Origin of the sequence: Antribacter gilvus (assembly GCF_003946865.1) — a bacterium.
GTDB lineage: Bacteria > Actinomycetota > Actinomycetes > Actinomycetales > Cellulomonadaceae > Antribacter > Antribacter gilvus.
This window is the reverse complement of sequence record NZ_QXTH01000017.1, coordinates 1-23191: the sequence shown is the minus strand read 5'-3', so window position 1 is coordinate 23191 and position 23191 is coordinate 1. Positions and strand designations below refer to the sequence as shown.

Annotated in this window: 20 protein-coding genes; 17 read left to right on the top strand and 3 right to left on the bottom strand. The window is 72.8% G+C overall.

What is annotated here, in order from left to right:
- Positions 1–35: 35 nt before the first annotated feature.
- Positions 36–542, top strand: a complete 507-nt coding sequence (locus tag D1350_RS21750; RefSeq protein WP_125778148.1) for a DUF4190 domain-containing protein — start codon at positions 36–38, stop codon at positions 540–542.
- A 36-nt stretch (positions 543–578) separates the two neighbouring features.
- Here D1350_RS21750 and D1350_RS21745 read toward each other — a convergent pair whose 3' ends face one another.
- Positions 579–2819 carry an MMPL family transporter gene (locus D1350_RS21745; RefSeq protein WP_240644281.1) on the bottom strand — a complete coding sequence of 747 codons (2241 nt, stop codon included), beginning with the start codon at positions 2817–2819 and terminating at the stop codon, positions 579–581.
- Between the two features lie 105 nt (positions 2820–2924).
- On the opposite strand from D1350_RS21745, the gene D1350_RS21740 reads away from it, so the two are divergent.
- The 16 genes from D1350_RS21740 to D1350_RS21665 all read left to right on the top strand — a co-directional run bounded on the left by D1350_RS21740 (position 2925) and on the right by D1350_RS21665 (position 20967).
- Positions 2925–4355 (top strand): replication-associated recombination protein A, encoded by a 1431-nt coding sequence (locus D1350_RS21740; RefSeq protein WP_125778147.1) that lies wholly within the window; start codon positions 2925–2927, stop codon positions 4353–4355.
- A gap of 38 nt (positions 4356–4393) precedes the next feature.
- Positions 4394–5029, top strand: a complete 636-nt coding sequence (locus D1350_RS21735; RefSeq protein WP_206074643.1) for a TetR/AcrR family transcriptional regulator — start codon at positions 4394–4396, stop codon at positions 5027–5029.
- A 48-nt stretch (positions 5030–5077) separates the two neighbouring features.
- On the top strand, positions 5078–7681 hold the full coding sequence (locus D1350_RS21730; RefSeq protein WP_125778145.1) for an MMPL family transporter: 2604 nt from the start codon (positions 5078–5080) through the stop codon (positions 7679–7681).
- 182 nt (positions 7682–7863) lie between these two features.
- Complete coding sequence (gene rpsD, locus D1350_RS21725) at positions 7864–8490, top strand: 30S ribosomal protein S4 (protein ID WP_125778144.1); 627 nt, start codon at positions 7864–7866, stop codon at positions 8488–8490.
- Between the two features lie 129 nt (positions 8491–8619).
- The gene (locus tag D1350_RS21720) at positions 8620–9021 is read left to right on the top strand and encodes a DUF948 domain-containing protein (RefSeq protein WP_125778143.1); all 402 of its coding nucleotides are present in this window, start codon (positions 8620–8622) and stop codon (positions 9019–9021) included.
- Entirely contained in the window at positions 9021–9368 is a 348-nt protein-coding gene (locus D1350_RS21715) for a hypothetical protein (protein WP_125778142.1), read from the top strand. Before D1350_RS21720 ends, D1350_RS21715 begins: the two co-directional genes overlap by 1 nt.
- 128 nt (positions 9369–9496) lie before the next feature.
- Complete coding sequence (gene alaS, locus D1350_RS21710; RefSeq protein WP_125778141.1) at positions 9497–12181, top strand: alanine--tRNA ligase; 2685 nt, start codon at positions 9497–9499, stop codon at positions 12179–12181.
- Positions 12181–12717 (top strand): Holliday junction resolvase RuvX, encoded by a 537-nt coding sequence (gene ruvX / locus D1350_RS21705; RefSeq protein WP_125778140.1) that lies wholly within the window; start codon positions 12181–12183, stop codon positions 12715–12717. Before alaS ends, ruvX begins: the two co-directional genes overlap by 1 nt.
- A gap of 37 nt (positions 12718–12754) precedes the next feature.
- Positions 12755–13909 (top strand): endolytic transglycosylase MltG, encoded by a 1155-nt coding sequence (gene mltG / locus D1350_RS21700; RefSeq protein ID WP_240644280.1) that lies wholly within the window; start codon positions 12755–12757, stop codon positions 13907–13909.
- Between the two features lie 82 nt (positions 13910–13991).
- Complete coding sequence (locus D1350_RS21695) at positions 13992–15152, top strand: endolytic transglycosylase MltG (RefSeq protein WP_125778139.1); 1161 nt, start codon at positions 13992–13994, stop codon at positions 15150–15152.
- Positions 15152–16003: a shikimate dehydrogenase gene (locus D1350_RS21690; protein WP_125778138.1), complete on the top strand. Its 852-nt coding sequence runs from the start codon at positions 15152–15154 to the stop codon at positions 16001–16003. Before D1350_RS21695 ends, D1350_RS21690 begins: the two co-directional genes overlap by 1 nt.
- 85 nt (positions 16004–16088) lie before the next feature.
- Positions 16089–17303: a chorismate synthase gene (gene aroC / locus D1350_RS21685; RefSeq protein WP_125778137.1), complete on the top strand. Its 1215-nt coding sequence runs from the start codon at positions 16089–16091 to the stop codon at positions 17301–17303.
- Between the two features lie 44 nt (positions 17304–17347).
- A complete protein-coding gene (locus D1350_RS21680; protein ID WP_125778196.1) occupies positions 17348–17854 on the top strand; it encodes a shikimate kinase in 507 nt (168 codons plus the stop codon).
- Entirely contained in the window at positions 17851–19002 is a 1152-nt protein-coding gene (gene aroB / locus D1350_RS21675; RefSeq protein WP_125778136.1) for a 3-dehydroquinate synthase, read from the top strand. The genes D1350_RS21680 and aroB overlap by 4 nt, the downstream gene beginning before the upstream one ends.
- A gap of 131 nt (positions 19003–19133) precedes the next feature.
- Entirely contained in the window at positions 19134–19991 is an 858-nt protein-coding gene (locus D1350_RS23900; RefSeq protein WP_164545272.1) for a hypothetical protein, read from the top strand.
- A 124-nt stretch (positions 19992–20115) separates the two neighbouring features.
- Positions 20116–20967, top strand: coding sequence for a hypothetical protein (locus D1350_RS21665; protein ID WP_125778135.1), 852 nt, complete (start codon positions 20116–20118; stop codon positions 20965–20967).
- 4 nt (positions 20968–20971) lie between these two features.
- On the opposite strand, the gene D1350_RS21660 is transcribed toward D1350_RS21665, so the two are convergent.
- Both D1350_RS21660 and D1350_RS21655 read right to left on the bottom strand, forming a co-directional pair.
- Positions 20972–21754: a glycerophosphodiester phosphodiesterase family protein gene (locus D1350_RS21660; RefSeq protein ID WP_125778134.1), complete on the bottom strand. Its 783-nt coding sequence runs from the start codon at positions 21752–21754 to the stop codon at positions 20972–20974.
- The gene (locus D1350_RS21655; RefSeq protein WP_125778133.1) at positions 21751–22587 is read right to left on the bottom strand and encodes an alpha/beta hydrolase; all 837 of its coding nucleotides are present in this window, start codon (positions 22585–22587) and stop codon (positions 21751–21753) included. Before D1350_RS21655 ends, D1350_RS21660 begins: the two co-directional genes overlap by 4 nt.
- Positions 22588–23191: the final 604 nt, after the last annotated feature.

Here is a 23191-nt window from a genome sequence, read left to right as displayed (position 1 = left end):
AGTCTCGGTCGTCCGCGACTCGAAAGGTACCTTTGATGACGCAGGCCGACGGCGGTTGGAGCTCGCCGCCCCCGCAGCCCGAACAGCCCTACACGGGTCAGCCGGAGCAGCCCTACGCAACCCAGCCGCAGCCGGATCAGCAGCCCTACGGCCCGCCCTACTCCGGCGCGCAGCCTGATCTCACCCAGCAGTACGCCGGCCAGCCCTACCAGGGCCAGCCGGGCCAGCCCGGCCAGCAGTACCCGGCGTACGGCTACGCGCCGGCGCCTGTGATGCCCAAGAACGACCTCGGCGTGCTCTCGCTCGTGTTCGGCATCCTCGGCGTGATCGGGTTCGGCCTGCTCGGCGGAATCCCGGCGATCATCCTCGCGAAGAAGGCCCGTGAGGCCGAGCGGGCGGGCCTCGCCAACAACGGGACCCTCGCCACCGTCGGCTTCGTGACCGGCTGGATCGGCATCGCGATCGGGATCCTCACGGTCCTGGTCATCATCGGCTACCTCATCCTGATCGGCGTGATGGTGGCGAGCGAGGTCTCGTACTGATCCGGTGACACGTCCGGGCGGGGCAGCGCAGCGCTCCTAGTGCTCGATGCCCGCCCGGGCGTGGACCCGCCGCAGGAACGTCGGCGCCCACCAGTTCCACCGGCCCAGCAAGGTCATGGAGGCGGGCACGAGCAGCAGCCGCACGAGGGTCGCGTCGATGATGACCGCCACGGCGAGCGCGAAGCCGACCTCCTTGATGACGAGCAGCTGCCCCGCGACGAAGCCGGCGAACACCACCACGATGATGGCGGCCGCCGAGGTGATGATGCGGCCTGAGCGCTGCAGCCCCACCCGGACCGCCTCCTCGTCGCTGCGGCCCTCGTGATGCAGCTCGAGGATGCGGGAGAGCAGGAAGAGCTCGTAGTCCATCGCGAGGCCGAAGGCGAAGGCGACGACGAGCGCGACCACGTACGTCTCGATGCCGCCCACCGCGTCGAACCCCAGCAGCCCTTCGAGGTGGCCCTCCTGGAACCCCCAGACGAGCACGCCGAGCGAGGCGGCGAGCGACACGGCGTTCGTGAGGATCGCCTTGACGGGCAGCACCAGCGAGCCCGTCATGAGGAACAGCAGCACCATCGTGGCGACCACGACGATGGCGACGGCCCACCAGACGCGATCGGCGAGGGCGTCGCGGAAGTCCACCTGAGCGGCGGCCTGCCCGGTCACCCAGGTGTCGAAGCCCGGATCCAGCTCGCGCAGCGCTTCCACGACGCCGACGGCCTCCGCGCCCGCCGGGTCGCTCCCGGAGACGTGCACGCCGATGACGGTGTAGCCCGCGGCGTCGCGAGGCTCGTCCACCGCCGTCACGCCGTCGAGCGCGTCGATCTCCGCCAAGAGCCCGGCGCTGGCTTCCACGCCGGTCGCCGCGAGGACCGTCACCTCCGCGCCGTCGCTCGCCGGGTACTCCTCGGCGAGGACCTCCACCAGCTGCCGTTGCTCGGAGGAGGCGGGCAGCAGCTCGATGCCTGAGCTGCGCATCTGCAGGCCGAGCGCGGGCGAGGCGAGCAGGAGCAGGGCGAGGAGCGCACCGCCGGTGGTCCACCACGGGTGCTTCTGGACCACGACGGCGAGACGGGAGAACAGACCCTCGTCGGCCCGGACGTCGGCCGTCCGGGCGAGGAGCCCGCGGAGGAACGGCACGCGGCCCAGGAGCCCGGGCCGTTCGAGGCGGCGGCCGGTGAGGGTGAGGAGTGCCGGGACGAGCGTGAGCGCGGTGAGCACCGCGATCAGGATGACGGCGACCCCGCCGGCGCCGATGCTGCGGAGGATCTCGGGGGAGAAGACCAGGAGGCCCGCGATGGAGATCGCCACGGTGACGGCGGAGAACGTGACGGTCTGCCCGGCGGTCGCCATGGTCCGCGACACAGCCTCCAGCACGACGCCGTCCCGCCGTCGACGCCGCAGCCCGTCCACCGCCTCGGCGTCGTCGGCCAGGTTGCCGAGCTCCTCGCGATAGCGGGAGACCATGAGCAGGCCGTAGTCGATGGACAGGCCGATGGCCAGCAGCGAGACCACGTTCACCACCGACGCGTCCACGCCCATCAGGTACGTCAGGCCCAGCAGCACGCCGAGCCCCACACCGATCGAGGCGAAGGCCCCGGCCATGGGCATGGCGGCCGCGAGGAAGCCGCCGAACACGAGCACCATGACGAGCAGGGCCACGGGGAGCGCCACCGCCTCGCCGGTCTCGAGGTCCTCGCGGACCTGGCCGGTGATCTCGTCCAGCACGAGGTCCGCGCTGCTGACGAGGCCGTCGGCGTCGGCGCCGAGCGCCTCCGGCAGCGCGTGCAGACGCTCCACCACGAGGTCGTGCGTCTCGTCGCGCTCCGCGTCCGTGAGGTCCGGCGCCAGCGTGACCTCGACCACGAAACCGTCGCCGGACTCGGCGACCAGGGTCGCGGCCGCCGGATTCTCGAGCCCGCCCTCCAGCACGTACGGGTCGATGACCGTCTCGACGCCGGCGATCGCGCCGAGCCGCCGGTTCTCGGTGGCCATCGCCTCGGCCACCGCCGGGTCCGCGGGGTCGACGTCCAGGACGAGGAGCGTGACCGACTCCCCGCTGACGTCCACCTCGTCGAGCAGGTCCTGGCCCTCCTGGCTCTCGGAGCCGGAGATCGTTGGTGCGCCGGTGGACACGCGGTCGAACAGCGAGGATCCGCCGACGCCCAGCACCGCCACGGAGTAGCCGGCGACCGCCAGCACCACCCAGATGCCGACCGTCAGCCAGGGCCGCCGGGCAACCACTCGCCCGAGCAGGGAGAACAGCGAGGAGAACACCGCTTGACTATCTCACTGACGGACCGTTTTATCCCGTCGTAGCACGGTCTCGGCAGGGAGCCGCGGCGGCCGGGAGTGTCACCGCCGGTCCGTACGCTGGGTCCCATGGACCTGTTCGACGCCGCGACCACCGACTCCCGGGGCACACCCCGCTCCGGGCCGGCGTCCCCGCTCGCGGTGCGGATGCGCCCCGTCAGCCTCGACGAGATCGCCGGGCAGCAGCACCTCCTGGAGCCCGGGTCGCCGCTGCGGCGTCTCATCGAGCCCGCGGGGAGCGGGGCGGGGCGCGCGGCGCCGTCGTCGGTCATCCTGTGGGGGCCGCCGGGCACCGGCAAGACCACGCTCGCGTACCTGGTCGCGACGGCGTCCGGCCGTCGGTTCGTCGAGCTGTCCGCCGTGACCGCGGGCGTCAAGGACGTGCGGCAGGTGATCGAGGACGCCCGGCGCCGGCTCGCCACGGGCGGCGACGAGACCGTCCTCTTCATCGACGAGGTGCACCGGTTCTCCAAGTCGCAGCAGGACGCCCTCCTGCCGAGCGTCGAGAACCGCTGGGTCACGCTCGTCGCAGCCACGACGGAGAACCCCAGCTTCTCCGTGAACTCCCCGCTGCTGTCGCGCTCCCTCCTGCTCACGCTCCAGCCGCTCACGTCCGAGCACGTGCGCGAGCTGGTGCGCCGCGCCGTCGCCGACCCGCGCGGCCTCGACGGTTCGGTCACCCTCGCCGACGAGGCGGAGGAGCACCTCGTCCGCCTCGCGGGCGGGGACGCCCGCAAGGCGCTCACCATCCTCGAGGCCGCGGCGGGCGCGGCCCTCTCCGACCCGGTCGCGGACCAGGCCACGGGCCCCGGCGACACGGGCCCAGGCGAGGGGGCGGACGACGGCGCCCCGGGCATCCCGGTCGTCGGCCTCGCCACCGTGGAGCGCGCCGTCGACGTCGCCGCCGTGCGCTACGACCGGGACGGCGACCAGCACTACGACGTGATCTCCGCGTTCATCAAGTCGATCCGCGGCTCCGACGTCGACGCGGCCCTGCACTACCTCGCGCGCATGGTGGCCGCGGGGGAGGACCCGCGGTTCATCGCCCGCCGGCTCGTGATCTCCGCCGCCGAGGACGTGGGCCTCGCCGACCCGTCCGCCCTCCAGACCGCCGTCGCCGCCGCGCAGGCCGTCCAGCTCATCGGCATGCCCGAGGGCCGCATCGTCCTCGCGGAGGCCGTGGTCCACCTCGCGACCGCGCCCAAGTCCAACGCCGCGTACCTCGGCATCGACGCGGCGCTCGCCGACGTCCGGGCGGGGCGCGTGGGCACGGTGCCGATGCACCTCCGGGACGCCCACTACGCGGGCGCGGACCGGCTCGGGCACGGCAAGGAGTACCGGTACGCGCACGACTGGCCGCACGCGGTCGCACCGCAGCAGTACCTGCCCGACGAGCTGGACGGCCGGCGCTACTACACGCCGAGCGACCGCGGGTTCGAGCGGCAGGTGACGGAGCGGCTGCAGCGCATCCGGGCGATCCTCGCCGAGGACGGAGCCTAGGTTGCACTTAGTGCAGCGATGCACTTAGTGTAATCAGCGTGGAGGCCACCGACCGCCGGACCGCGCTGAAAGCGGCGAACCGGCACGCGATCATCAGGGCCGCCGCCCTCATCGTGGGCGAGCGCGGCGTCACCGGCCTCACGGTCGACGAGCTGGCGGCCCGTGCCGACGTCTCGCGCCGGACGATCTTCAACCACTTCGCGTCCCTGGACGAGATCGTCCCCGCGGGCTTCACCGAGGCCCTCGGCATCGTCGTCGACGAGTTCATGGCGATCGCCGAGGCGACGCCCGTCGGTGAGGGCACCTCGGCCTCGATGTTCGACGAGATCGCGACCGTCCTCCGGTCGAGCGACCTCGTGACCCCCGTCTCGCGCCTCCTGCGCATGCTCGGCACCACGTGCGACGTCGACCCCCGGCAGGACGCCTGGGTCAAGGAGGCGCTCAACGTCACGTCGGCCCGGCTCGCGGCCGAGGTGCGGCGTCGGCACCCTGGCGCCGACGCGCTGGACGTCGACCTCCTCGTGGGCTCCCTCGTGGGCGGGCTGGGCGCTGTCGCGCACCACTGGCACGAGCGCACCGGAGCGAACGACGACCCGGCGTCGCGGGCACTGTGGGACGAGCTCGTCGACCGCCTCCTCACGACCTTCCGCGACGGCTACGCGTCGCGTTCCTGACCAGCACCACCTCTCGCTCCCCAGACACAGAAGAGGAACACCACCACCATGGCAGAGCTCCTGTACCGGCTCGGCAGGGCTGCGGCGCGTCGCGCGTGGCTCGTGATCGGGTCCTGGGTCGCCGTGCTCGCGGTCGTGGCCGGCGCGTACGTCGCCTTCGGCGGCACGCTCGGCTCGGCGATCACGATCCCGGACACGCCCACGCAGCAGGTCAGCGACCGCCTCGAGGAGGTCCTCCCCGAGGCGGGCGGCGGCTCGGCCACCGTGGTGTTCCACACCGGCTCGGGCGAACCCTTCACCGAGGAGCAGGAGGCCGGGATCTCGGACGTGCTCGCGGAGATCGGCGGGCTGGACGGCGTCGACGGGACCACGGACCCGTTCGCGACCGCCGCCGACCGTGCCGCTGCCGAGCAGCAGGTCACCGACGGCGCCGGGCAGCTCGAGGCCGGCCGCGACCAGCTGGAGGCAGGCCGGACCCAGCTCGACGCCCAGGCAGAGCAGCTCGCGCCCGCGCGGGCCCAGCTGGAGGAGGGCCAGCAGCAGCTCGACGCAGCCCGCGCGCAGGCCGAGGCAGCGGGCTCTCCTGCGGCCGCCGTCGCCCAGCTCGACGCCCAGCAGGCTCAGCTCGACGCCCAGCGCGCGCAGCTGGACGTAGGGCAGGCGCAGCTGGGGGCCGCCCGGGCGGAGATCGAGTCCGGGACCGCCGAGCTGGCGGAGAACGAGCGGCAGCTCGGCCTGGCCGAGGCTCAGCTCGAGATGTCCCGCGAGTTCCGCACGGTCTCCGAGGACAGCAGCGCCGCCGTCGGCATCGTGACCTTCGACGTCGCCGCGATGGAGGTCGCCACGGAGGTGAAGGACGCCGTCGTCGCGGCCCTGGAGGAGGGCGCCGTCGAAGGCGTCACCGCCGACCCGTCGGCCGACCTGGTGCGCGACGTCTCGTCGCTGCTCGGGCCGGGTGAGGCGGTGGGCGTGGTCATCGCCGGCCTGGTGCTGCTCGTCATGCTCGGCACGTTCGTCGCCGCCGGTCTGCCGATCCTCGCCGCGCTCGTCGGCGTCGGGGTCGGTGCGCTCGGGGCGCTCTCCCTCTCGGGCGTCCTCGACATGGTGGCCGTCACGCCGATGCTCGGCCTGATGATCGGGCTGGCGGTCGGCATCGACTACTCGCTCTTCATCCTCAACCGCCACCGCCGGCAGCTGCGCGAGGGAATGGAGCTCGAGGAGTCGATCGGCCTCGCCAACGGCACCTCCGGGAACGCCGTCGTGTTCGCGGGCCTCACGGTGATCATCGCGCTCGTCGCCCTGAACGTGACGGGCATCGGCTTCCTCGGTCTCATGGGCTCTGTCGGCGCGGCCTGCGTCCTCGTCGCGGTCCTGGTCGCGGTGACGCTCACCCCGGCCATGCTCGGCCTGACGGGCCGCAAGGTGCTGCGCCGCAAGGAGCGTTCGGCCCTCGAGGCGGGCGAGCTCCTCGCCCTGGGCGGCCCCACCGGGGTCTCGCCGACCGGCGCGGACACGCCTGTCGCGACCTGGCGTGCCGTGGTGCGCGCGGTGGTCGCCGTCGTCGCCCTGATCATCATCGGCCTGCCGGCCATGTCCCTGCGTCTCGGCCTCCCGGACGGGTCGGCCGAGCCGGTGGACTCCCCGGCCTACCGCGCCTACGAGGTCACCGCCGAGAAGTTCGGCGCCGGCATCAACGGCCCGCTGCTCGTCATGGCCGACCTGCCCGCCGGGCTGGAGGACGCGACGGCGGAGGAGGCGCAGGTCCGCGTCGGCACGGAGCTGCGCGCGCAGGACGACGTCGCCGCCGTCGTGCCGGTGGGGCTGGCGGAGGACAACAGCGTCGCCGCCTACCAGGTGGTGCCCGCCGAGGGGCCGAGCAGCGTCTCGACCGAGGAGCTCGTGCACCACCTGCGCGGCCTGGAGCTCGCCGACCCCGACGGGACCGTCACGCTCGGCGTCGCCGGCCAGGCGAGCGGCAACATCGACGTCTCGAAGCAGCTGGCGGACGCGCTGCCGGCCTACCTCGCGATCGTGGTCGGGCTCTCGCTGCTGATCCTCGTCGTGGTCTTCCGCTCGATCCTCGTACCGGTGATCGGCACGCTCGGGTTCGTCCTGTCGCTGTTCGCGGCGCTCGGCGGAGTGGTCGCCATCTACCAGTGGGGCTGGCTCGCCGACGTGTTCGCGGTCAGCACGCCGGGCCCTGTCCTGAGCTTCCTGCCGACGATCCTCGTGGGCGTGCTGTTCGGGCTGGCGATGGACTACCAGCTGTTCCTCGTCTCCGGCATGCGGGAGGCGTACGCCCACGGCGCGAGCGGCCGGGTCGCGGTGCGCCGCGGTCTCGTCGCCGGCCGCGCGGTCGTCACGGCCGCCGCGATCATCATGATCTCGGTGTTCGGCGGCTTCGTCTTCGCCCACCTGTCGATGGTGCGGCCCATCGGGTTCGCCCTCGCCTTCGGGGTGCTCGTCGACGCGTTCGTGGTGCGCATGACGCTGGTTCCCGCGCTGATGCACCTCGTCGGCGACGCCGCCTGGTGGATCCCGAAGTGGCTCGACCGGATCCTGCCGAACGCGGACATCGAGGGCGCGGCGCTGGAGCGCCGCCACCACCACGAGGCTGCGGTGGAGGAGCCTGTGGCAACCCCGGTGGGGTAAGATGCTCAGGTTGCCGCCAGACGGCAGCTCCCTGGGACCTCGGCCCCGTGACCTCCGGCAACGGAGTCCATCGGCTGGTCCCGCACCCGGCACACCTCGCCCAGCAGCGCCTTCGACTGCGTCGGCAGGGAAACGGTGCGCCCCGGGTGTGACCTCTTCGATCACTACAGGACAGGAACACCGTGACCTCAGTCACCCGTTCGCGCCGCCAGGTCCGCCTGAGCCGCGCCCTCGGCCTCGCGCTCACGCCCAAGGCCGTCAAGCACTTCGAGAAGCGTCCCTACCCGCCCGGTGAGCACGGCCGCGCCCGTCGCCGCACCGAGTCGGACTACGCCGTGCGTCTGCGCGAGAAGCAGCGCCTCCGCGCCCAGTACATGCTGCGCGAGAAGCAGCTCGTCAAGGTGTACGAGAACGCCCGCAAGCAGCCGGGCCTGACCGGTGAGGTCATGGTCGAGGACCTCGAGACGCGTCTCGACGCCCTCGTGCTCCGCTCCGGCTTCGCCCGCACCATCCTGCAGGCGCGCCAGCACGTCACGCACCGCCACATCCTTGTGGACGGCAAGATCGTGGACCGCCCGTCGTTCCGCGTGAAGGTCGGCCAGACCGTCCAGGTCAAGCCGAAGAGCCAGGCGACCACGCCGTTCCAGGTGGCAGCCGCCGGTGCCCACCGCGACGTGCTCGGCGCCGTCCCGGGCTACCTCGAGGTCCAGCTCGAGAAGCTGTCGGCCTCGCTGACCCGCCGCCCCTCGCGCTCCGAGATCCCGGTGACGTGCGAGGTTCAGCTGGTCGTCGAGTTCTACGCTCGCTGACGACGCCGTGAACGCCCCGCCCGCACCTCGGTGCAGGCGGGGCGTTCTCGCACGTTGCGGGAGCAACTCGGCGGGATAGGGTGGCGTGGCAGGTATCGGACAGGTGGCGCAGGAGAGGCAGGATCGGGCATGACCCTCGGCGACGTGGCAGGTCTCATCGCGGCGATCGCGTTCGTGCTCCTGGTCGGGTTCCTCGCGGTCCCGCTGTGGAAGCTCGGACGCGTCCTGGACGAGGCTCGCGTCAGCATCCGGACCGTGACCGACCACTCCGTCCCGATCCTCGACGAGGCTGCCGGCACGGTGGCCTCGGCGAACTCACAGCTCATCAAGGTGGACACGATCACCACGTCCGCCGCCCAGGTCAGCGAGAACGTGTCGGCGCTGACCGGGCTGTACGCGGCGACGCTGGGTGGCCCGCTCGTCAAGGTCGCCGCGTTCTCGTACGCCGTGCGCCGCGCCTTCGGCCGCGCCGCGGGCGGTGCGACCAGCGGTGCCGCGGGCAAGCACGCGGGCACGGCGGACACTCTCTGATGCGCCGCCTCTTCTGGGTCGGCGTCGGCGTGGCCGTCACCGTGGTCGTCTACCGGCAGGGCAGGCGCCTCGTGGCCCGCTACACGCCGGAGGCGGTCAGCGACCGCGCTGCAGCGGTGGTGGACGACGCCGGGGCACGGGTCTCGCAGTTCGCCCGCCAGTTCCGGGCCGAGTTCACGGTGGCGCGGGCCGAGCGGGAGCGCGAGCTCCGGGCGGCCCTGCTGGCGGACGGGCAGCCCGATCCCGAGGTGACCCGGGCGCGGCGTGCCGCTGCGTACGCGGACGAGCACCGCCGTCGGGCGGACGTGCCCGACGACGAGGCCGAGCTCGGCTACTCGTTCTACTAGCCGGCCCGCCCGCCCGCGAGGGGCGGACTATCAGTTTCGTCCTGCTGCCACCGCGGCGGCAGAATGGGACCGTTCAACCAGGCGCGACAGCGACCGCGCCCACTCTCACCCAAAGGACCAGCATCCCCATGCGTACCGCCGAGATCCGCAAGCGTTGGCTCGACTACTTCGCCGCCCAGGGTCACGCGGTGGTGCCGTCGGCGTCCCTGATCTCGCCGGACCCGTCGACGCTGTTCACCATCGCCGGCATGGTGCCCTTCATCCCGTACATGACGGCCGAGCAGACCCCGCCCTGGGAGCGCGCCACGAGCGTCCAGAAGTGCGTGCGGACCCTCGACATCGAGGAGGTCGGCAAGACCACCCGTCACGGCACGTTCTTCCAGATGAACGGCAACTTCTCCTTCGGGGACTACTTCAAGGAGGGGGCGATCACCTACGCGTGGGACTTCCTCACGGGCTCCCGTGACGAGGGCAGGCTCGGGATCGACCCGGACCTGCTGTGGGTGACGGTCTACGAGACCGACGAGGAGGCCATCAGCCTCTGGAAGCAGATCGCGGGCCTGCCGGACGAGCGCATCCAGCGCATGGGCAAGAAGACGAACTACTGGCACACCGGCCAGCCCGGCCCCGGTGGCCCGTGCTCGGAGATCTTCTACGACCGCGGCCCGGAGCACGGGGCCGACGGCGGCCCGGAGGCCGACGAGGACCGGTACATCGAGATCTGGAACCTCGTGTTCATGCAGTACGCCCTCCAGGACGTGAGGTCCAAGGAGGAGTTCACCATCATGGGTGAGCTGCCCGCCAAGAACATCGACACCGGCATGGGCCTGGAGCGCGTCGCGTTCCTCCTGCAGGGTGTCGACAACATGTACGAGATCGACGAGGTGCGTCCCGTCATCGACGCCGCCGCCGTGCTGTCGGGCAAGACGTACGGCGCGGACAGGGACGACGACGTGCGCATGCGCGTCGTGGCCGACCACGTGCGGTCGGCCCTCATGATCATCGGTGACGGCGTGCGCCCGTCGAACGAGGGCCGCGGCTACGTGCTGCGCCGCCTCCTGCGCCGCTCGGTGCGCGCCATGCGCCTGCTCGGCGTCGAGGGCATGTCGCTGCCGACCCTGCTCCCGGTCTCGCGCGACGCGATGTCGCCGTCGTACCCGGAGCTCGCCACCGACTTCGAGCGCATCTCCGCCGTGGCCTACGCCGAGGAGGAGGCGTTCGGCCGCACCCTCGCGTCCGGCACCACGATCCTGGACACCGCCGTGAAGGAGCTGAAGTCCTCGGGCGGCGGCACGCCGGTGCTGGGCGGCGACAAGGCGTTCCAGCTGCACGACACGTACGGCTTCCCGATCGACCTGACCCTCGAGATGGCCGCCGAGCAGGGCGTGCAGGTGGACGAGAAGTCGTTCCGCGAGCTCATGCAGGAGCAGCGCACCCGCGCCCGCGCCGACGCGCTGGCCAAGCGCCAGGGCGGTGCCGACGTCGCGGCCTACGAGTCGGTGAGCAAGGACCTCACCGCCCCGGTCGAGTTCCTCGGCTACACGCAGCTCGACGCCTCGGTCCGTGTCGCCGGCCTCCTCGTCGACGGCGTGCCGGCCCCGGCGGCCTCGGCCCCGGCCGACGTCGAGGTGGTGCTCGACCGCACGCCGTTCTACGCCGAGGCGGGTGGCCAGCTGGCCGACCACGGCACGATCACCCTGGACGGCGGCGGCGTCATCGAGGTGGCCGACGTGCAGCGGCCGATCAAGGGCCTGTCCGTGCACCGTGGTCGCCTGACCGAGGGCACCGTCGCGCTGGGCGACCCCGGCACGGCGCAGATCGACGCAGAGCGCCGCAAGGCGATCTCGCGCGCCCACAGCGCCACGCACATGATCCACAAGGCGCTGCACGAGCTCGTGGGCCCGGACCGCACCCAGGCGGGCTCGGAGAACGCCCCGAGCCGCATCCGCTTCGACTTCCGCTCCCCGTCGGCCGTCCCGGGCGGGGCGCTGCAGGAGATCGAGGAGCGCGTCAACGTGCGCCTCGCGGACAACCTCGAGGTCACCGACCAGCTCATGCCGATCTCCGAGGCCAAGGCCCTGGGCGCCATGGCCCTGTTCGGCGAGAAGTACGGCGACGTGGTACGCGTGGTCTCGATCGGCGGCGACTGGTCGCGCGAGCTCTGCGCCGGCACGCACGTCCGCCTGACGGGCGAGCTGGGCCGCGTCACGCTGCTCGGCGAGTCCTCGATCGGCTCCGGCGTGCGCCGGGTCGACGCCCTGGTGGGCGACGGTGCGTACGGGTTCCAGGCCAAGGAGCACGCCCTGGTGGGCCAGCTCCAGGGCCTGCTCGGCGCGCGGCCGGACGAGCTCGTGGACCGGGTGGGCTCGCTCCTCGGCCGCCTCAAGGAGACGGAGAAGGAGCTCGCCGCGGTTCGCCAGGCGCAGCTGCTGGCGACGGCCGGGTCCCTCGCCGCGAACGCCCCCCGCGTGGGAGACGTGCGCGTCGTGACCCACGACGCGGGCGAGGCCCAGTCCGACGACCTGCGTGCCCTCGTGCTCGACGTGCGCGGCCGCCTCGGTGAGGCGGAGCCCGTCGTCGTCGCCGCGGGCGGCGTCGCGAACGGCCGCCCTGTCGTGGTCGTGGCCACGAACGCCACCGCGCGCGAGAAGGGCTACAAGGCCGGCGAGCTCGCCAAGGCCGCGGCCGGCGTGCTCGGCGGCGGTGGCGGCGGCAAGCCGGACCTCGCCCAGGGTGGCGGCACCGACGCCGCAGCCCTCCCGGCCGCGCTCGCCGGCGTGGCGGAGGACGTCCGCCTGGTGGCTGTCGGCTGATGAGCCATACCCCGCTCGAACCAGGCGGGCTCCCACGGGGAGCCCGCCTGGCCGTCGACGTCGGCATGGCCCGCATCGGGCTCGCCGCGAGCGACCCGGACGGCCTCGTGGCCACGCCCGTGGAGACGGTGCCGCGGGTCCTCGAGGTGGGCACCCTTGTCACCGCCGACGTCAGGCGTATCGTGGAAGTGGCGGCCGACCGGTTCGCCGCCGTCGTCTATGTGGGGCTGCCCCGCCATCTGTCGGGTGCCGAGGGTGCCGCCACGGCCGATGCACGTGCGTTCGCGGCCCGGCTGGTCGCCGCGCTGGGCGCGGCCGGCGAGGGTGCAGAGGTGCGCCTGGTCGACGAGCGTATGACGACTGTGAGCGCTCATCAGGCGCTGTACGCTTCGGGGCGCAAGGGACGGAAGCACCGGTCGGTGATCGATCAGGCGGCAGCCGTTATCATTCTGCAATCTGCACTCGACGCGGAACGGGCGAGCGGTATGCGAGCCGGGGAGCTCGTCGAGGCAACCGTGCACGACACGCACGGGTGACCTGACCAGACGACCACGAGACTGTGAGGCGACAGCGGTGACGGACCTGTTTACCGCGTCCACCCTGCCACCGACCGGAGCGACCACGGCCGCGAGCCGGTCCCGGTCCGGCAACGGACGTGACCGCAAGGCGGCGCGCCGCCGCAAGCTGCGGCGTCAGGTGCGTACGCTCCTGGTTCTCGTCATCACCCTCGCGGCGGTCGCCGGCGCAGGCTGGTTCGTGTTTCGGGAGACCGACCTGTTCGGTTTCGTGTCGCCCCTGGAGTCCAAGGACTTCCCGGGCCCCGGCGGCGAGCAGGTCCAGGTCGAGATCGCCCCGGGCGCCCCGGGGGAGGCGATGGGCCAGGCGCTGTACGACGCGGGCGTCGTGGCCAGCGTCGGGGCGTTCGTGGAGGCGTACGAGGCGAACCCCAACGCCCAGCTGATCCAGGCGGGCACGCACGTCATGCTCACCGAGATGCGCGCGGCCGACGCGGTGGCGCTCCTCGCCAAGAACGAGAAGGTCGAGCTGAAGCTCACGATCCCTGAGGGGTACACGGTCGCGCAGGTCGTGGACCGGGCCGTCGAGGTCACGGGTCTGGACCGCGCCGCCTTCGACGCCGCGCTCGCCGACCCGGCGTCCATCGGGCTGCCGGCCGAGGCGGGCGGCAAGGCCGAGGGATGGCTCGCACCGAGCACCTACTACGTGGTGCCGAACGACACGCCGGCGTCGCTGCTGTCGCAGATGGTCCAGCAGACCGTCGGGTCGCTGACGCAGCGGGGGGTGCCCCAGGACCAGTGGCAGGCAGTCCTCACCAAGGCGTCGCTCGTGGAACGCGAGGCGAAGTTCCCCCAGGACCGCCCCAAGATGGCCCGGGCGATCGAGAACCGGCTCGAGCGGGGCATGACGCTCGACATCGACGCGTCGACCGCGTACGGGCTCGGCAAGCCGGGCACCGAGCTGACCTACGAGGACAACCACGACGCGAACAACCCGTACGCGCTGTACGTCCACCTGGGGCTCCCGCCGACGCCGATCGCGAACCCCGGCTCGTCGGCCCTGGACGCCGTGCTGAACCCCGAGCCGGGGGACTGGGTGTTCTGGGTGGCGGTCAACCTCGACACCGGGGAGACCAAGTTCGCCGAGACGATCCAGCAGCACAACAAGAACGTCGAAGAGCTCCGGGCCTGGCAGGCGGCCAACGGCGGCTGACCCGGCGACGGTCCCGGCCCTGGTGTGCCCGGGAAGGTGACTGCACCACTCCTTCGACGACAAGACTGCGAGGCAACTGCGGGTGACGGACCTCTTGAGCGAACCGACCGTGTCGAGCGGGCCACCCCGCCATGCGAGCGGAGGCCTGTCGGGCGCGAGCCCCCGGGAACAGAAGGCGGCGAAGCGCCGCAAGCGGCGCCGCACGATCGTCACCCTCCTGGTCACGCTCCTCGTCGTCGTCGCTGCCGGTGGCGGGGCCGCGTTCGAGATCCGGCGCAGCGGCGGCATTCTCTTCGGCTGGGCCACGCCCTTCGCGCCCGACGACTACGCGGGGCCTGGCACCGGCGAGGTGGCCGTCGAGATCCCTGATGGTGCCGGCGGCTGGGACATGGCCCGGGTGCTGGCCGACGCCGGGGTCGTCGCCAGCGCGGAGGCGTTCGTCCGTGCCTTCGAGGCCAACCCGGGGTCGGGCAGCATCCAGGCGGGGAGCCACCTCCTGATGAAGGAGATGAGCGCTGCCGACGCGGTCGAGACGCTCACGCGGAACGAGGTGGACCGCGCCGGTCTTGTGGTGCCCGAGGGCTTCACGGTGGCGCAGGTCACGGAGCGCATGATCGGCCAGGGCTGGCCCCAGGCCGATGTCGAGGCCGCGCTCGCCGACCCCGCCGCGCTGGGACTGCCGCCCGAGGCGGGCGGCAACCTCGAGGGCTGGATCTACCCGAACACCTACGAGGCCAAGCCCGACACCACCTCCGCCGCCCAGCTGCTCACCGAGATGGTCGCGGCCACCGTGGCGGAGCTGACCGAGCTGGGAGTCCCGGCCGAGCAGCGGCAGCAGGTCCTCGTCAAGGCGTCGATCGTCGAGCGCGAGGCGCCGGACCAGTTCCGTGGACAGGTCGCGCGCGTGATCGAGAACCGGCTCGCGACCAGCGAGGTGCTCGGCATGGACGCCATCGAGTCGTACTACGCCGGCAAGCCCGCGCACGAGATGACCCGGGCGGAGCTGGCCGACACCACGAGCCGCCCCTTCAACTCGCGCCGCATGGACGGGCTGCCGCCCACGGCCATCGGTTCGCCGGGCCGCGCCTCGATCGAGGCCGTCCTCGATCCGCCCCCCGGGCCGTGGATCTACTACGTCACCGTGAACCTCCATACCCAGGAGACCAAGTTCACGGACAGGGTCGAGGAGTTCGAGGTGTTCAAGGACGAGTACCAGGCCTGGGCCGCGGAGAACGGCTACTGATGGGCGCGCCCCGCCGCGCCGCCGTGCTGGGCCACCCCGTCGCCCACTCGCTCTCACCGACGCTCCACAGCGCCGCCTACGCAGCCCTCGGGCTGGAGGGATGGCAGTACACCGCGATCGACGTCACCGAGGACCAGCTCGAAGGCTTCCTGCGCGACGTCGACCTCGGCTGGGCCGGGCTGAGCCTCACCATGCCGCTCAAGCAGGTCGTGTTCCCCCTGCTCGACCACGTGGAGCCCCTCGCCGAGGCGGTCGGCGCGGTCAACACCGTGCTGCTCTCGCCCACGCGCTGCGGCGTGACCCTCACCGGGGCCAACACCGACGTGCACGGCCTCGTCGCGTCGCTGCGCGAAGAGCTCGGCAGCCGCCGCATCGACACCGCCGTGGTGCTCGGCGGGGGCGCGACCGCCGCGTCGACCCTCGCGGCCGTCGCCGAGCTCGGCTGCCCCACACCGCGGGTGCTCGTCCGCTCGCTCGACCGCACCGGGCCGCTCCAGGCCGCCGTCGGCCGCATGGGCGTGAGCCCCGTCTTCGAGGTCTTCCAGGAGGAGGCGACGGTCACCGCGCTCGCCGGCGCGGACGTCGTCGTCTCCACGATGCCCAAGCACGCCGCCGACCCGTGGGCGAAGGCCCTCGCCGACAAGGGGGCACGCCCCCACGGCGTGCTGCTCGACGTCGTCTACGACCCCCGGCCCACCGCCCTGTCCGCGGTGTGGGCCGCGGCGGGCGGGGCCGTCGTGGGCGGGGAGCGGATGCTGCTCCACCAGGCCGCGGAGCAGGTGCGCCTCATGACCGGCCGCACCGCGCCGCTGGCGGCGATGGACGCGGCGCTCGCGGCGGCGCTGGGCTGACGGCCCGGCTGGGTGGCCGGCCGGTCGAAACCCGGCCTGTGGACAGCCGACGCCCGCGTCGCAGCCAGCGTGAAAGAATCGGCGCATGCTGCGCTGGTTGACGTCGGGTGAGTCGCACGGTCCTGCCCTCGTGGCCCTCATGGAAGGTCTGCCCGCCGGGGTGGGCCTCGTGACGGCCGACATCCAGGAGGCGCTCGCGCGCCGCCGCCTCGGCTACGGCCGTGGGGCCCGGATGAGCTTCGAGAAGGACGAGGTGCGCGTCCTCGGCGGTCTGCGCCACGGGCTGACCCAGGGTGGTCCGCTCGCGATCGAGATCGCCAACTCCGAGTGGCCCAAGTGGGTGGACGTCATGTCCGCCGACCCGGTCCCGGCCGAGGCCCTGATGGTCGACGCCGGGACGGGCGACGCTCGTGAGGTGGCCCGCAACCGCCCCCTGACGCGGCCCCGTCCCGGGCACGCCGACCTCGTGGGCATGCGCAAGTACGGCTTCACCGACGCCCGTCCGGTGCTGGAGCGCGCCTCCGCCCGCGAGACCGCGGCCCGGGTCGCGCTCGGCGTCGTCGCCGCGAACTTCCTCGAGCAGGCGCTGGGCGTGCGGCTCGTCTCCCACGTGGTCGCGATCGGTGAGGCGGAGGTGCCCGACGGCGCGCCGGTCCCCTCCCCGGACGACGTCGCCCTCCTGGACGCCGACCCGGTGCGTTGCTACCTGCCCGAGTCGTCCGCGCGGATGGTCGAGGAGATCGACCTCGCGCACAAGGACGGCGACACGCTGGGAGGCGTGGTCGAGGTGCTGGCCTACGGGGTCCCGTCGGGTCTGGGCTCCTACGTCCAGGGCGACCGCCGCCTCGACGCGCGGCTCGCCGGCGCCCTCATGGGCATCCAGGCCATCAAGGGCGTCGAGGTGGGCGACGGGTTCCGTACGGCGAAGCGCCGCGGCTCGCTGGCGCACGACGAGATCGTCCCGGGTGACGGCAGGCTCCAGCGCACCACCAACCGTGCGGGTGGCGTGGAGGGCGGCATGTCGAACGGCGAGGTCGTGCGAGTGCGCGCGGCCATGAAGCCGATCTCAACGGTGCCGCGCGCGCTGCCCACCGTCGACGTGTCCACCGGTGAGCCCGTGACCGCCCACCACCAGCGCTCCGACGTGTGCGCGGTCCCGCCCGCAGCGGTCGTCGCGGAGGCGATGGTCGCGCTCGTGCTCGCGGAGGCGGCGCTGGAGAAGTTCGGCGGCGACTCGGTGGCCGAGGTACGGCGCAACGCCGAGGCCTACCTGGCGTCCGTGCCGGAGCTCCTGCGGTGAGCGACTCGCAGGCGCAGCAGCAGCCGGGTCCGGTCGCAGTACTGATGGGGCCGCCCGGCTCGGGGAAGACGACCGTCGGCCGTGCGCTGGCGGGCCTGCTCGGCCGAGGCTTCCGGGACACGGACGCCGACGTCGAGGAGACGGCCGGCAAGGCGGTGTCCGACATCTTCGTGGACGAGGGCGAGCCGAGGTTCCGCGACCTGGAGCGCGACGCCGTGACGACCGCCCTCGCGCTGCACGACGGGGTGCTCGCCCTGGGCGGCGGCGCCCCGATGGACCCGCGGACGCAGGAGGCCCTCGAGGCGTACGCCCGCGCGGGCGGTGCCGTCGTCTTCCTCGACGTCACCCTCGCCGTCGCGGCCCCCCGCGTGGGTCTGAACCAGGCCCGGCCGCTCCTGCTGGGTAACCCGCGGGCCCGCTGGCAGGCGCTCATGCAGGAGCGCCGCCCCATGTACGAGCGGCTCGCCACCCTGCACGTCGTGAGCGACGACCGCCCCCCGCAGCAGGTGGCCCAGGAGATCGCTGACGCCCTCACCAAGGAGAACTCGTGAACGACGCAGCCCGCATCACCGTCCAGGGCGCCGTCCCCTACGACGTCGTCGTAGGCCGGCACCTGCTCGGCGAGCTGCCCGCCCTGATCGGCCCGGACGCCCGCAAGGTGCTCGTGATCCACCCGGCCGCCCTGTCGACGACGGCGGACGTGCTGCAGGAGGACCTGCGCGCGTCGGGCTACGACGCGTACGTGGCCGAGGTGCCCGACGCAGAGGAGGCCAAGACGGCCCAGGTCGCGGCCTTCCTCTGGGGTCTGCTGGGGCAGCTCGACTTCACGCGGACCGACGCGATCGTCGGCGTGGGCGGCGGCGCCACCACGGACCTCGCGGGCTTCGTGGCCGCCACCTGGCTCCGCGGGATCCGCGTGGTGCAGGTGCCCACCACGCTGCTCGCCATGGTCGACGCCGCGGTGGGCGGCAAGACCGGCATCAACACGGCCGAGGGCAAGAACCTCGTGGGCGCGTTCCACCCGCCCGCGGGCGTGCTCTGCGACCTCGCCTCGCTCGAGTCGCTCGACAGGTGGGACCTCGTCGCGGGCCTCGCCGAGGTGGTGAAGACCGGGTTCATCGCCGACCCGCGCATCCTCGAGCTGGTGGAGGAGCACGCGGACGCGCTCCGTGGCTGGGCCGGGGCGGAGGCTGCGCCCGAGACCTGGGCCGTGCTCGCGGAGCTCATCGAGCGGTCGGTGCGGGTCAAGGCCGCGGTGGTGGGGGAGGACCTCAAGGAGGCGGGTCTCCGGGAGATCCTCAACTACGGCCACACGCTCGGGCACGCCATCGAGCTCACCGAGCGGTACCAGTGGCGGCACGGTGCCGCGGTGAGCGTGGGCATGGTCTTCGCGGCCGAGCTCGGCCGGATGGCGGGCAAGCTGCCCGACGACGTCGTCGACCGCCACCGCGCCATCCTCACCTCGCTCGGCCTGCCCGTGTCGTACCGCGGGGACAAGTGGGACCAGCTGCTCTCGGCGATGCGCCGCGACAAGAAGTCGCGGGGCGACCTCCTGCGGTTCGTCGTGCTCGACGACGTGGCTCAGCCCACGCGGCTCGAGGGCCCGGACCCGGCGCTGCTCGTCGCCGCGTACGCCGAGGTGGCCAAGGAGCCGCCGACGGGTGGTCCGGGGACGCCGGTCCAGCTGACGCTGGGCTGAGGGGTGGACTCCGTGGCCTTTGCACGGGCCCGGGCCGCGGGGACGCATCTGCGGCTGGCATCTGCGGCTGGCACCCGGCCGGAGCCGACGGACCTCCTGAAACGGGCGGTTCGGGCATTACGCTTCCCCACATGACGAGATCTGATGCGCTCCTGGAAGATCCCGCGACGACGGCGTTCCGGGTAGCCCGGCGGGCCGGCCGCCGACGAGTGGCCCCGGTCGTCGTGCTCTGGGCCTTCGCCGGGGCGTTCGTCCCGGTAGCGCACGCGCTGACGGACGGCTTCACGGACACCGGCGTGGCGGTGGTCGTCGCTTCGGTCATCGTCCTCGGGCTCGTGATCCGCGGCACCGTCCGTGCCGCGCTGTCGTGGGCGCTCTGGCGCCGTGCCGCGAGCGGGCAGCCCGCGAAGAGCCTCCAGGGCCACGTGGTGCCGCAGCAGCGGACCGTCTCGGGCCGGGAGATGCGCACGGCCGTCGTCCCGGAGGACGGCGGTGCCCGGTACCTCCACCTCCTCTTCGCGGACGACGCCGCGGCCCGCGCGCTCGTTGCCGGCCCCGCGACGGTCGACCTCTTCGCGGGCGGGAAGGTCGAAGGGCCAGCGCGGCTGGCGGCTGCGGACGGGACGGTCCGTTGGGCGTTCACGTCGAAGCAGGGGAGACCGGTGGCCGCCGGCCGGCTCCCGGGGGACCGGGGCGGGACTGTCGCCGCCGACACGACGTCCTTGGGGACCGCCGGGTCCCATCCCGGCGACCGCGACCGAGACCCCGACCGTTCCGGTGACGGGGCAGGCGGCGGCGGCAACGCCGCGTCGGACGGCGCTGGGTACGGCGCCGCGGGCGACGGCTGGCAGGGCGGCAGCACGTGGGGGAGCGACTCGGGTTGGTCCGGCTCGGGCGGCACCTCGAGCGCGGACGGCGGCGGGAGCAGCGGGGGCGGGGACGGCGGCAGCAGCGGGGGCGACTCCGGCGGGGGAGGCGGCGGCGACTGAGGTGTCGCACCGGTAGCTCCGGGCCTCCGGAGCTCGCGCCACAGCAAGACAGCGAGGGTCCTGGGTGATTTGCACGCACCTCCCTGTTGATGCGGCACTGCTGCATTAGCCTGCCAAGATGGCCATGAGCGCGGATCGCCTGAAGGACCCCGCCGCCGCACTGTTCAGGGAAGCCCGGGCGGTGGGCAGGCGGAGTCCACGCGGGGTGGTTCTGGTCTGGGCCCTCGCCGTCGTCTATGTCGTTGTCGCCCTCTCCGTCTCCGGCGGGTTCGCGGAGATCTCGCCGGTGTGGATCGGTGGCAACGTCGTCGTCCTCGCGATCTGCATCGCCGCGACGGTGCGCTACGTCAGGTCCTACGGCATCTGGAACCGCGCCGCGCGCGGGCAGGCCACGCTCACCGTCCAGGGTCGGGTGGTGCCGCAGAGGCGCGTGGTCTCCGGTCGCGAGATGCGCACCGTCGTCGTGGAGACCCTCGGCACGCGGTACTACCTGCACGCTCTTTTCGTCGACGGTGCCGCGGCCCGTCTCGTCGCTGACGGGCCCGTGACAGCGGACCTCTTCGCGGGATCGATGGTGCAGGGACCCGCCCGCCTGACCTCGCCCGAGGGCGTGGTCGTCTGGGCGTTCACCGCAAGGCAAGGCACGACCGTAGGCCGACCCGGTCAGGGGCCCGAGGGACTGGTGACATACGGCGCCGACACCACGATCGAACCGGCGGTCCCCGGTGGATGGAAGGACCCGCTCGCGGCCCGGGACGGGGACGCCGTCAGCCACGACTCCGCCGAGGGCGGCGACGGTTGGCAGGGCGGCAGTGCCTGGGGGAGCGACTCGGTCTGGTCCGACTCCGGCAGGTCCTCGGCAGGTGGCGGCAGCGGCGGCGGCTCAGGTTCCAGCGGCGACTGGGATCGCGGCGGTAGCGAACCCGGCGCGAGCGGTGGTAGCGCCTCCGGCGGCAGCAGCGGCGGCAGCGACTGACGCCTCAGCTCCAGAGCCCTCGCTGGACCAGCACCTCCCGCAGGAGGTCGGCCCGGTCGGTGACGATGCCGTCCACGCCGAGGTCGATCAGGTGCCTCATCTCCTCCGGCTCGTCGATGGTCCAGACGTGGACCTTCTTCCCGGCGCGGTGCGCCCGGGCGACCGTGACGCCGTCGACCACCGTGAGGGGGCCCAGGTCCGCGGGGAGACGATCCATCACCGGTACCTGGAGCGCGTCGACGTGGCGGAGCGCGCGGTTCGCCACGGGGGCGAGCCGCAGGCGCGCCCCGACGAGGAACCGCGCGACCTCGCTCCGGCCTGCCGAGGTGGCGACGGGGCGCGTCAGGCGGGCGAGCGTCGCGAGGCGGCGGTCCACCGAGAACGACGTGACGCACACGCGGTCCCACGACCGGGTGCGCTCGATCGCGTCGGCGACGGGCGCGATCCCCGACTCGGCCTTCACGTCGATGTTGACGTTCAGGTGCGGCCAGGTGCCGAGCACCTCCTCGAGGAGCGGTACTGGCTCGGATCCGCCGATCTTCGCCTCCTTGACGACGGACCACGGGAGGTCCGACACGAGCCCCGACGCGTCGGTGGTGCGGTCGAGGGACTCGTCGTGGAGGGCGACGGCGACGCCGTCGGACGTGCCGTGCGCGTCCGTCTCCACGTAGCGGTAGCCGAGCTCCACGGCCGCGGCGAACGCAGCGAGCGAGTTCTCGAGGTTCTTGTTCCCGTGCGAGAAGCCGCGGTGAGCGAGGGCGGCGAACCGGTCGTCGAAGTAGGTCACAGCTTTCCCTCCAGCCAGCCCAGCATGCCGGCCAGGTAGGCGGCGCGGGGCTCGTCGTCCGACAGGGTCAGGTCGTGCACCGCGCCCTCGACCACGAGCTGCGTCACGTCGGCGCCGAGCCGCGGGGCCTGGGCGGCGATCTGGCGAACGTCGAGGATCGTGTCCTGGGCGTCGAGCAGAGGGTTGGCGGGGTCGTCGGGCCCGGACTCCGCGGAGTAGGCCACGAGGACCGGGCAGGTGAGCCCGAGGCCGCGCCGGACCTGGGCGTGCCCGCGCCGCGCGGAGCGCATCCACCCCTGCCGGGCGGGGACGCCCTCGGGGCGCTTGAGCGTGGTGTCGAACTCCCAGCGGCCGCCGTTTGCCGCCAGCTGCGCGGTGGCATAGTGCGACGGCGAGCTCGACAGGACCTTGAGCGGCTGGAGCCGGCCCGCCAGCTGGAGGAGCCACGTGCCGACCGTGCGCTGCCACCACGTCGCGGACAGGTCGAGGAACGGGCCTTCCAGCACGAGGGCGTCGGGGCCCGTGCCGTCGGCGCGATGGTCGTGGGCCCAGAGGGCCGCCGTCAGCCCGCCGGTGGAGTGGGCGTGGACGGTCAGGGGACCCTGCTCGATCGCGCGGATCGCGTGCGCGGCCACATCGATGTCGGCGGCCTGCTGGCGCAGGTCCGTGACGTAGTGCGGGATCTGTCCCGGCTTGAGCGAACGGCCGGCGGTGCGCAGGTCCACCGCGTAGAAGGCGTAGCCCGCCTCAGCGAAGGCGTGGGCCAGGTGCGCCTGGAAGAAGTAGTCGTTGTAGCCGTGGACGTGGAGCACCGCTCCCCGGGGTGCAGCCATGTGCGTGCAGGTGCCTCTCTGTGCAGGTCAGGGGTAGTTCACGGCCATTCTCGGCTCGACTCGTCGACATCTGGGTACATCCGTGCGGACACCGTATCGCGCGGGTACCGGGGGAACATTACGAGTGGGATGACGAATGGTGAATGCTGCGCGGGGCAGGGACGTCGTCGCCTGGGCCAGCCGTCGATCACCGTGCGAGGTACCTGTCACTACGACACGCCTGGCACTCGGGTGAGGCGTTCCGGATGGGCGACGAAGCTCAGTCTGCCCCACGGGGTGGTGTGGAGCGTCAGGACGCCGTGGGTGACCATGAGCCGCAGAGTGCGCACCTGGTCGGCGGGCGGGAGATCGTCGTACACGAGGTCAGGTACGGGTCCGCGTTTGAGGTGGTGACCGGCATGGCCGGGGTCGGCTGGGCGGCCCTCTCGCTGGTGCCGTGTGCCAGGGTGCCCGTAGCGGTTGTGTACTCCTTGGCCCAACCGGGGCGTGCTCGAGTCCCTGAGATGCGCTAGGGCGTGTTTCGGAATTGCGGGTTGACCTGGGGGTTCGGCATGCTGCGGGCTCGTGGTGGATGTTGCGGGTCGGCATGATCTGACGGATGAGG